The organism is Streptomyces sp. NPDC127106 (genome assembly GCF_042677605.1).
Classification (GTDB): Bacteria; Actinomycetota; Actinomycetes; order Streptomycetales; family Streptomycetaceae; genus Streptomyces.
In genome coordinates this window covers 20742-29078 of the sequence record NZ_JBHXTC010000049.1, presented here as the reverse complement: position 1 = coordinate 29078, position 8337 = coordinate 20742, and the positions used below count along the sequence as shown (strand labels likewise).

The following is an 8337-nucleotide window of genomic DNA, read 5'->3' as shown; positions in this document are numbered from 1 at the left end:
ACCTGGACGCGACCCGACCTGGAACTGCGCCGGTCCGGTGCGATCGAGGCCGAACGGCTACACCCGCTCCTCGCCGCCGCGCCCCGGGCCCCCACCCCCCCCCACGTCGCAGCGGACCAGCGGACCAGCGGACCAGCGGCCGCCTGATCAGCGGACCACCTGATCATCAGCAGATCGGCGGATCAGGCGAAGACCGCCAGCGACTTCGCCTTGCCGCCCTTGCTCTCCACGAGCCCGAGCAGCTGCCCCTGCGGCCCGAAGACCGCGACGGTCCGGCCGGCCTCGTACATCTCCGGCATCTCGATCCGCACGCCGTTGGCGAGCAGGGAGGCCCGCCGGGCGTCCAGGTCCCAGCGGGGGAACGCCGCGGCCGCCGCCTCGCCGATCGGCATGACGGTCAGCTCCTCCTGGAGCTGGTCCAGGGTGCGCGCCCGGTCGAGCTTGTACGGGCCCACCCGGGTGCGCCGCAGCGCGGTCAGGTGGCCGCCGACGCCGAGGTCGGCGCCGAGGTCGCGGGCCAGGGCGCGGATGTACGTGCCGCTGGAACAGACGACGGAGACGACGAGGTCGACAACCTTGGTGCCGTCCTCGGCCTCGGCCTCGCGCATGTCGTAGACCTGGAACGAGGAGATCGTCACCGGCCGGGCCGGGATCTCGAAGTCCTCGCCGTCCCGGGCGCGCTTATACGAACGCACGCCCTTGATCTTGATGGCGCTGACCTTGGACGGGACCTGCATGATCTCGCCGGTCAGCTTGGCGACGCCCGCGTCGACGGCCTCGCGGGTGATCCCGGAGGCGTCGACGCAGGAGGTGATCTCACCTTCCGCGTCGTCGGTCAGGGTGTTCTGGCCGAGGCGGATCGTGCCGAGGTACTCCTTCTCCGTGAGCGCGAGGTGGCCGAGGAGCTTGGTGGCCTTCTCCACGCCCAGGACGAGCACGCCCGTCGCCATCGGGTCGAGCGTGCCCGCGTGGCCGACGCGGCGGGTCCTGGCGATCCCGCGCATCTTGGCGACCACGTCGTGCGAAGTGAAGCCGGACGGCTTGTCGACGATGACCAGGCCGTCCGGCGTCTTCCCTGCGTTGGTGCTCATTCGGCGGCTGCGTCCTCGTCGTCGCCGGGCTTCTTGTACGGGTCGGCCCCGCCGGCGTACTCGGCGCCCGAGGAGGCCTCGCGCACCGCGGCGTCGGAGGTCCGTGCCTTGTCGAGGAGGTCCTCGATCGTCCGGGCGTTGTCCGGGAGAGCGTCCGCCACGAAGGTGAGGGTCGGGGTGAACTTGGTGCCCGCCGCCCGACCGACCGCGGACCGCAGCACGCCCTTGGCGCTCTCCAGGCCGGCGGCCGCGCTGGCCCGGTCCTCGTCGTCGCCGTACACCGTGTAGAAGACCGTGGCCTCCCGCAGGTCACCCGTGACCCGGGTGTCCGTGATCGTCACGTGCGTACCGAGGCGCGGGTCCTTGACGCCTCGCTGCAGCTTCTGGGCAACCACCTCCCGGATGAGGTCCGCCAGCTTCTTCGCCCGCGCATTGTCGGCCACTGGTCCGTCTCCTTCTTTCCTTGCATTCAGTCTTCATCACCGTGGAGCCGTCGGCGCACCGACAGCAGCTCCACTTCCGGACGTGCCGCGACCAGCCGCTCGCAGCGGTCCAGTACGTCCGAGAGGTACCCCGTGTCCCCGCTCACCAAGGCGACGCCGATGCGGGCCCTGCGGTGCAGATCCTGGTCGCCCACCTCTGCCGCGCTCACGGAGAACTTGCGTTGGAGCTCGGCGACGATGGGCCGGACGACGGAGCGTTTCTCCTTCAGCGAGTGGACGTCGCCGAGGAGCAGGTCGAAGGACAGAGTCCCCACGTACATGCAGTTCCGGATATCCCGCCGGTCCGGGTTCGGTGGCCTGCCGGCCGACGCGCGACAGGGTCACCAGAACCGTACACGCAACGGCCGGGGCCGATCGACGGAAATAATCCGCCGACCGGCCCCGGTCACGACACGGTACGAACCGCCTCGCGCTTACACGCGGGGCTTCTCGCGCATCTCGTACGTCGCGATGACGTCGTCGATCTTGATGTCGTTGTAGTTGCCGAGGTTGATACCGCCCTCGAAGCCCTCGCGGATCTCGGTGACGTCGTCCTTGAAGCGACGCAGACCCGAGATGGTGAGGTTCTCGGCGACGACCTTGCCGTCGCGGATGAGGCGCGCCTTGGTGTTGCGCTTGACCTCGCCCGACCGGACCAGGACACCGGCGATGTTGCCCAGCTTGGACGAGCGGAAGACCTCGCGGATCTCCGCCGTACCCAGCTCGACCTCTTCGAACTCCGGCTTGAGCAGACCCTTCAGGGCCGCCTCGATCTCCTCGATGGCCTGGTAGATCACCGAGTAGTAGCGGACCTCGACGCCCTCGCGCTCGGCCATCTGCGTCGCACGGCCGGCCGCGCGGACGTTGTAGCCGATGACGATCGCGTCGGAGCCCATCGCCAGGTTGATGTCCGACTCCGTGACCTCACCGACGCCGCGGTGCAGGACCCGGATGTCGACCTCTTCGCTGACGTCGAGCTGGAGCAGCGAGGACTCCAGGGCTTCGACGGCACCGGAGGCGTCACCCTTGATGATGAGGTTGAGCTGCTGGATCTCGCCGGCCTTGAGCACGGAGTCGAGGTCCTCGATGGACACGCGACGGGTGCGCTTGGCGAAGGCGGCGTTGCGCTCGCGCGCAGCACGCTTCTCGGCGATCTGGCGGGCCGTACGGTCCTCGTCGACGACGAGGAAGTTGTCGCCGGCGCCCGGGACGTTGGTGAGACCCAGGACCAGGACGGGGGTGGACGGACCGGCCACGTCGACGTTGTTGCCCTTGTCGTCGAGCATCGCGCGGACACGGCCGTACGCGTCGCCCACGACCATCGTGTCGCCGACGCGGAGGGTACCGCGCTGGACGAGGACGGTCGCGACGGCACCGCGGCCGCGGTCGAGGTGGGACTCGATCGCAATACCCTGGGCGTCCTGCTCCGGGTTGGCACGCAGGTCGAGGGCGGCGTCCGCGGTCAGGACCACGGCCTCCAGCAGCTTGTCGATGTTCAGACCCTGCTTGGCGGAGATGTCGACGAACATCGTGTCGCCGCCGTACTCCTCGGCCACCAGGCCGTACTCGGTCAGCTGACCGCGCACCTTGGTCGGGTCCGCACCCTCGACGTCGATCTTGTTGACCGCGACCACGATCGGCACGTCGGCCGCCTTGGCGTGGTTCAGGGCCTCGATCGTCTGCGGCATGACACCGTCGTTGGCCGCCACCACGAGGATCGCGATGTCGGTCGACTTCGCACCGCGGGCACGCATGGCGGTGAACGCCTCGTGACCCGGGGTGTCGATGAAGGTGATCCGACGGTCCTCGTCGTTGACGTTGGCCGCGACCTGGTAGGCACCGATGTGCTGGGTGATGCCACCGGCCTCGCCCGCGACCACGTTGGTCTTGCGGATCGCGTCGAGGAGTCGGGTCTTACCGTGGTCGACGTGACCCATGACGGTCACGACCGGCGGACGCGGCATGAGGTATTCCTCGCCGCCCTCGTCCTCGCCGAACTCGATGTCGAAGGACTCGAGCAGCTCGCGGTCCTCCTCCTCCGGGCTGACGATCTGAACCTCGTAGTTCATCTCGCCCGCGAGGAGCTGGAGGGTCTCGTCGGAGACGGACTGCGTGGCAGTGACCATCTCGCCGAGGTTCATCATGACCGCGACCAGCGACGCCGGGTTGGCGTTGATCTTCTCCGCGAAGTCGGTGAGGGACGCACCGCGCGACAGGCGAACGGTCTCGCCGTTGCCGCGGGGCAGCATCACGCCGCCGACGGACGGGGCCTGCATGGCCTCGTACTCCTGGCGCCGCTGCCGCTTCGACTTGCGACCGCGACGGGCCGGACCGCCGGGACGGCCGAAGGCACCCTGCGTGCCGCCACGGGCACCCGGGCCGCCGGGACGACCACCGAAGCCACCGGGACGACCGCCGCCACCGCCGGGGCCGCCGCCGAAGCCGCCGCCACCACCGGGACGCGGGCCGCCGAAGCCGCCGCCGGCCGGACGGGAGCCCGGACCGGCCGGACGGCCGGCGAAGCCGCCGCCGCCGGGACGACCGGCGCCGCCCGGACGCGGACCGCCTGCACCGGGACGGCCGGGGCCGCCGCCGGGACGCGGGCCGGGACCGCCGGCAGCGGGACGCTGCGGCATCATGCCCGGGTTCGGACGGTTACCGCCCGGAGCCGGACGCGGGCCGCCCTGCGGACGGGGCATGCCGCCCGGGGTCGGACGCGGGCCACCGGGGGCCTGCGGACGCGGGGCACCGGGACCGGCCTGCGGACGCGGGGCACCGCCGGGGCCGCCGGCACCGGGGGCGCCGGGGCGCGGGGCACCGCCCGGACGGGGCGCCTGCGGGCGCGCCATGCCGGTGGAGCCGCCGGAGGTGAACGGGTTGTTGCCCGGACGGGGACCCGCCGGACGGGCACCCGGACGCGGGGCCTGGCCACCGGGACGCGGGGCCTGGGCACCCGGGGTCGAGCCGCCCGGACGCGGGGCGCCGGAACGCGCGCCCTGACCGGGAGCCGCGGGACGCTGCTGCGTCGGACGCGGGCCGGGGGTCGCGGCCGGGCGCGCCGGAGCGGCCGGCGGCGCGGTGAACTCGGTCGCCACGGGCGCCGCCGGAGCGGGCTTCGGGGCGGCCGGAGCCTTCGGGCCGGGACGCGGGCCGGGCGTGGCCGGGGTCACCGGGGCAGGAGCCGCCGGAGCCTCGGCAGCGGCCGGCTTGGGGGCCGGTGCGCCGGGCTTGGGGGCGGCGGGACGTGCAATGGCACCCGGGGTGGGAACCCCGGGCTTGGCGGGGGCGGCCTTACGCGGCGCACCCGGCTTCGCAGCGGACTTGCCGGCGCTGCCGCCGGGCCCCTGCAGTGCGTCAGTCAACTTGCGCACAACCGGCGCCTCGATCGTCGAGGACGCCGAACGGACAAACTCACCGAGTTCCTGGAGCTTGGCCATGACGACCTTGCTCTCCACACCGAACTCCTTGGCGAGTTCGTATACCCGGACCTTAGCCACTTCGCTCCTTTTAGGTCCGGGTTGCGCCGGACCGTTGCTACTTCATGGGCGTACTCATCGCGTACTCATCGAGTGCTCATCGCAATCTCGACCTACTTCCAACTCGCGAGGTACCTGACCGCACGGGGTATCCGTGCCGTTGCGCTTCTTACGGTGTCGCCGCGGCCTGTGCGGCCACTGCTCTGCTCAGCCCGGCCGTGTCGAGTGCTCCCGGGGACCGGAGGGCCCGGGGGAACGCTCTGCGGCGGACCGCCTTGTCGAGACAGACCTCGGCAGGGTGCACATAGGCACCCCGACCGGGCAGCGTACCGCGCGGATCGGGGACGCATTCGTCCCCGATCGCCACGATGCGCAGCAGTTCGCTCTTGGCCGCTCGCTCCCGGCACCCCACACAGGTGCGTTCGGGGCATGCGCGGGCTTGCGTCCGGCCAGACACGCCTCAGTCTACCTCCCCGTACCGACCTCACCCCTTCGGGCGAAAAATCGAACGGACGTTGTCGCGATCTGCTGTCTTGATCTCTTGTCTTGAACCTGTGTACCGGGCGACAGCGCCGCCCGGTACCGGTTTTATTCCCCGTCCTGACCCGAGCTGTGCTCGGTGTCCGGGCGGATGTCGATGCGCCAGCCGGTCAGGCGCGCGGCGAGGCGGGCGTTCTGGCCCTCCTTGCCGATGGCCAGCGACAGCTGGTAGTCGGGTACGGTCACCCGGGCCGAGCGGGAGTCCCAGTCGACGACCTCGACCTTGCTCACCCGCGCGGGTGACAGGGCGTTCGCGACCATCTCCGCCGGGTCGTCGGACCAGTCGACGATGTCGATCTTCTCGCCGTGCAGCTCGGCCATGACATTGCGCACACGGGCGCCCATCGGGCCGATGCAGGCACCCTTCGGGTTGAGGCCCGAACGGGTGGACCGTACGGCGATCTTGGTGCGGTGACCGGCCTCGCGGGCGATCGCCGCGATCTCCACGCTGCCGTCCGCGATCTCCGGGACCTCCAGCGAGAAGAGCTTCTTGACGAGGTTCGGGTGGGTGCGCGACAGGGTCACGGACGGGCCGCGGACGCCCTTTGCCACCCGGACGACGTACGCCTTGAGGCGGAGGCCGTGCTGGTAGTCCTCGCCGGGGACCTGCTCCTGCACGGGCAGGATGGCCTCCAGCTTGCCGATGTCGACCAGGACGTTCTTGGGGTCCTTGCCCTGCTGGACGACGCCGGTCATGATGTCGCCCTCGCGGCCGGCGAACTCGCCGAAGGTCAGGTCGTCCTCCGCGTCGCGCAGACGCTGCAGGATCACCTGCTTGGCGGTGGTCGCGGCGATCCGCCCGAAGTCCGACGGCGTGTCGTCGAACTCCTTGGGCTCCTGCCCCTCCTCCAGGTCCCGCGGGTCCTCCGTCGCCCAGACGACGACGTGCCCATTGGTGCGGTCCAGCTCCACGCGCGCCCGGCGGAAGCTGCCCTCGGTGCGGTGGTACGCGATGAGGAGGGCCGACTCGATCGCCTCGACGAGCAGGTCGAAGGAGATCTCCTTCTCCCGGACCAGACCCCGCAGGGCACTCATGTCGATGTCCACGGCTACGCCTCCTCTTCCTTCTTGTCCTTGCGGTTGAACTCGATCTCGACACGCGCCTTGGCGACGTCCGTGAACGCGATGCGGCGGGCGGTCGCCTTGCGGCCCTTCACGCCCGGAACTTCGAGGTCCAGGCCCTCGTCGTCGACGCCGAGGATGCGGGCGACCAGTTCCCCGGCACCCTTCTCGCTCTCGGCGGACAGCTGGAACTTCACCAGGCGGCCGACGGCCCGTACGTAGTGGCGCTGCTCGGTCAGCGGGCGGTCTGCGCCCGGGGAGCTCACCTCGAGGACGTACTCGCCCTCACCCATCGCGTCGGTCTCGTCGAGCTTGTCGGAGACCTCGCGGCTCAGCTCCGCACACGCGTCCAGTTCCACGCCCTCGTCGGAGTCCACGATGATGCGCAGCATCCGGCGCTTTCCTGCCCTGGACAGCTCGATGTCCTCGAGATCCAGTCCCTTGGCGGCGACGAGCGGCTCCAGCAATCCGCGCAGCCTGTCGCTCTGGGTGGTGCTCATCCGGGTGACTCCTCGGCCGCGTGTGCTGTTGTGGTGTACGTCGCGTGTCAGATCAAAGGGTATCCGGTCGCGGAGGGTGTTGCCGTCCGCCGGGCGGAGACGGCCCCGGGTACCGTGATCACACCCTGCCCGCACCACCCCCGAGGACGTCGCCGTGCCCTGGACCCTGCCTACGAGGCCTTCGCGAAGGCGCCTGCTCGCCGGTGCCGCCGGCGCGGCCGGCGCGGTGCTGCTCACCGGGTGTTCCGGCGGGTCCGTAGAACCGGGCGCCACCACCGGCGTTTCACTCGAACGGCGTATGCGCGAATCGGCCGTTCGAGAGAGCGAGCGACTGCTGGAACGTTACGACGCCACCTCCGCCGCCCACCCGGCCCTGGCCGCGCGGCTGGCTCCGCTGCGCTCCGCGGTCGCGGCGCACGCGGCGGCGCTGGCCCCGCTCCCCCCCACCGCCGCGCGCACCCCCGGGGCCGGATCCGCCGAGGGGTCCGCCGCCCCGGCGCCGTCCGGCACGCCCGCCGCGAGCGCCGAGCCGGTGCCGCCGAAGGCCGAGGACGCGCTGACCGCCCTGGCGGACGCCGAGCGGAGCCTGGCCGAGGCCCGGACCGTCGCCCTGGGCGGGGCGCCCGGGGAGCTGGCCCGGCTGCTCGCCTCGGTGGCCGCCTGCGGCGCCGTACACGCCCACCTGCTGACCTCGACCCCGGGAGCCACGCCGTGAAGCCTTCGCCCTCCCCCGCCAACCGGGCCCTGGAGGCCGCGCAGTCCGCCCTCGCCGCCGAGCACGCGGCCGTCTACGGCTACGGGGTGATCGGCGCCCGCGCCGCGTCCCCCCGCGCGAACGAGGCCCGCGAAGCGCACGGCGCCCACGTCGCGCGCCGGGACGCGCTGGCACGCGCCGTGCGCGACCTCGGCGGTGCGCCCCGGGCCGCGGAACCGGCGTACGTCCTGCCGTACGAGGTCCGCACCCCGGCCGATGCCGAGCGGCTGGCCGCCGAGATCGAGGACCGGGTGGCGGGTGCGTACTCCGATCTGGTGCGGGCCGCGGACGGCCGGCTGCGCCGCGAGGCGGCCGACGCGCTGAGCGCCGCGGCCGTGCGCGCGGCACGCTGGCGCGGTGTCGGCGTAGCCTTCCCTGGGCTCACGGAAAAGCGCTGATCAGGCGCACGGGCCCGGTCAAGCTGAAAGGGAT

Annotated in this window: 9 protein-coding genes; 2 read left to right on the top strand and 7 right to left on the bottom strand. The window is 71.9% G+C overall.

Annotation, left to right across the window (positions count from 1 at the left end; genetic code table 11):
• Positions 1-182: 182 nt before the first annotated feature.
• From truB to rimP, 7 genes are all read right to left on the bottom strand, one after another.
• Complete coding sequence (gene truB, locus ACFVGY_RS29620; RefSeq protein WP_385682861.1) at positions 183-1091, bottom strand: tRNA pseudouridine(55) synthase TruB; 909 nt, start codon at positions 1089-1091, stop codon at positions 183-185.
• A complete protein-coding gene (gene rbfA / locus ACFVGY_RS29615; protein WP_385682858.1) occupies positions 1088-1534 on the bottom strand; it encodes a 30S ribosome-binding factor RbfA in 447 nt (148 codons plus the stop codon). The genes truB and rbfA overlap by 4 nt, the downstream gene beginning before the upstream one ends.
• A 26-nt stretch (positions 1535-1560) precedes the next feature.
• On the bottom strand, positions 1561-1854 hold the full coding sequence (locus tag ACFVGY_RS29610) for a DUF503 domain-containing protein (RefSeq protein ID WP_054223643.1): 294 nt from the start codon (positions 1852-1854) through the stop codon (positions 1561-1563).
• A gap of 153 nt (positions 1855-2007) precedes the next feature.
• The gene (gene infB / locus ACFVGY_RS29605; protein WP_385682854.1) at positions 2008-5070 is read right to left on the bottom strand and encodes a translation initiation factor IF-2; all 3063 of its coding nucleotides are present in this window, start codon (positions 5068-5070) and stop codon (positions 2008-2010) included.
• 148 nt (positions 5071-5218) lie between these two features.
• Positions 5219-5506, bottom strand: a complete 288-nt coding sequence (locus ACFVGY_RS29600) for a YlxR family protein (RefSeq protein ID WP_385682851.1) — start codon at positions 5504-5506, stop codon at positions 5219-5221.
• A gap of 131 nt (positions 5507-5637) precedes the next feature.
• Positions 5638-6636, bottom strand: a complete 999-nt coding sequence (gene nusA / locus ACFVGY_RS29595) for a transcription termination factor NusA (protein ID WP_385682848.1) — start codon at positions 6634-6636, stop codon at positions 5638-5640.
• Positions 6637-6638: 2 nt separating this feature from the next.
• Positions 6639-7151, bottom strand: coding sequence for a ribosome maturation factor RimP (rimP, locus tag ACFVGY_RS29590; protein ID WP_385682845.1), 513 nt, complete (start codon positions 7149-7151; stop codon positions 6639-6641).
• A 298-nt stretch (positions 7152-7449) separates the two neighbouring features.
• Here rimP and ACFVGY_RS29585 point away from each other — a divergent pair, with 298 nt between their 5' ends.
• Positions 7450-7866: a hypothetical protein gene (locus tag ACFVGY_RS29585; protein WP_385682842.1), complete on the top strand. Its 417-nt coding sequence runs from the start codon at positions 7450-7452 to the stop codon at positions 7864-7866.
• Positions 7863-8303, top strand: coding sequence for a ferritin-like domain-containing protein (locus ACFVGY_RS29580; RefSeq protein ID WP_385682839.1), 441 nt, complete (start codon positions 7863-7865; stop codon positions 8301-8303). Before ACFVGY_RS29585 ends, ACFVGY_RS29580 begins: the two co-directional genes overlap by 4 nt.
• Positions 8304-8337 lie beyond the last annotated feature (34 nt).

What these genes read in the sequence shown, in the direction of transcription:
- truB (WP_385682861.1), bottom strand. Translation starts at nt 1,091, where the DNA reads ATGAGCACCAACGCAGGGAAGACGCCGGACGGCCTGGTCATCGTCGAC.
- ACFVGY_RS29610 (WP_054223643.1), bottom strand. Translation starts at nt 1,854, where the DNA reads ATGTACGTGGGGACTCTGTCCTTCGACCTGCTCCTCGGCGACGTCCAC.
- rimP (WP_385682845.1), bottom strand. Translation starts at nt 7,151, where the DNA reads ATGAGCACCACCCAGAGCGACAGGCTGCGCGGATTGCTGGAGCCGCTC.
- ACFVGY_RS29585 (WP_385682842.1), top strand. Translation starts at nt 7,450, where the DNA reads ATGCGCGAATCGGCCGTTCGAGAGAGCGAGCGACTGCTGGAACGTTAC.